Genomic DNA, 1,160 nt, shown 5'->3' on the forward strand with positions numbered 1-1,160 from the left:
CTACCAAGCCTGGCCACACGCTGGCGCCTGAGCACATTGCCGCCATCGTCAACATGGTGGCAGGCAGCGTCGCCTCGCTAAGCCCGGCGCGCGTGAGCCTGGTCGACCAGGCCGGCAATCTGCTGTCCTCGCACGTGGACCTGGCCGATGGCTTTGATGCCAACGCCACCACCAACGAGAACGCCAAGCGCTACCAGGACGAGATCCGCACCAACATCAAGGGCCTGCTGGGTCCGATCGTTGGCGAAGACAATTTCAAGATCAGCGTGACCGCTGCTGTCGACAACGACAAGGTCGAAGAAACCGTTGAGAAATATGGCGCCGATCCGAAAGTGACCAGCGAAGCGATGCRCGAAGAACAGGACCGTAACCGCATCGCCATGGGCGTGCCGGGCACGCTGTCCAACCGCCCTCCTCCAGCCAACGCCAACACCAATGCCGGCGCAACCGGCGCCGATGCTAACGCCAATGCCCCGGAAGGCACCGCGCGCAAGAACGCCACCACCCGCCAGTACGCGTATGACCGCAGCATCACCCAGACCAAGCGCGCCCGCGGCCGCCTGGAGCGCCAGAGCGTGGCCGTGGTGCTGGCGCAGGCCGCCGCCTTCAATCCGAAGCTCGGCTGGCAAGCTGCCGAACTGGCCAATGTCGACAAGGTACTGCGCAATGGCCTGGGCATCAATGCCGAGCGCGGCGACACCCTGGTCGTGAGCGCCATGAATTTCCCGGCCAAACAGGCTGAACTGCCATGGTGGCAGGAACGCGACAACGTCGTCGATTTTTCGAGCTGGCTTAGCTACGCTGTAGCGGCGATCCTCGGCTATCTGCTGCTTCTGCGTCCGCTGATGCGTCTGCTGACTGCCCGCTTCGCGCCGCCGGCGCCACGCAACACAGCCCGTATCGAATCGGCCCTGACGCCGGCAGGCGCCGCAGCCGGCCAGCCAGCGCTGCCAGGCGCCGCGGCTCTGCAGGGCACGCCAGGCGCGGCCGCGGCATTGGCAGCACCGGAAGGCACGGAAGAAGCTGCGCCAGGCGAAACCATGCATGCCGGCGCCAGCCCGGTGGTGCCGCTGCTGGAAAACTACGACCTGCCACCGGCAGGCTCGGCAGTCGATGTGATGGTCGACCACCTGAAGGTACTGGCCGAGAAAGAACCGGAA

The 1,160-nt window shown here is 65.6% G+C and carries 1 protein-coding gene; it reads left to right on the forward strand.

Annotation, left to right across the window (positions count from 1 at the left end):
* On the forward strand, positions 1-1,160 hold a 1,160-nt coding region (locus tag AB4Z11_RS32195), incomplete at both ends, for a flagellar M-ring protein FliF C-terminal domain-containing protein (protein WP_442030313.1).

This window comes from Pseudoduganella sp. RAF53_2 (genome assembly GCF_052113985.1).
In the GTDB taxonomy this organism is placed as follows: Bacteria; Pseudomonadota; Gammaproteobacteria; order Burkholderiales; family Burkholderiaceae_D; genus Rugamonas.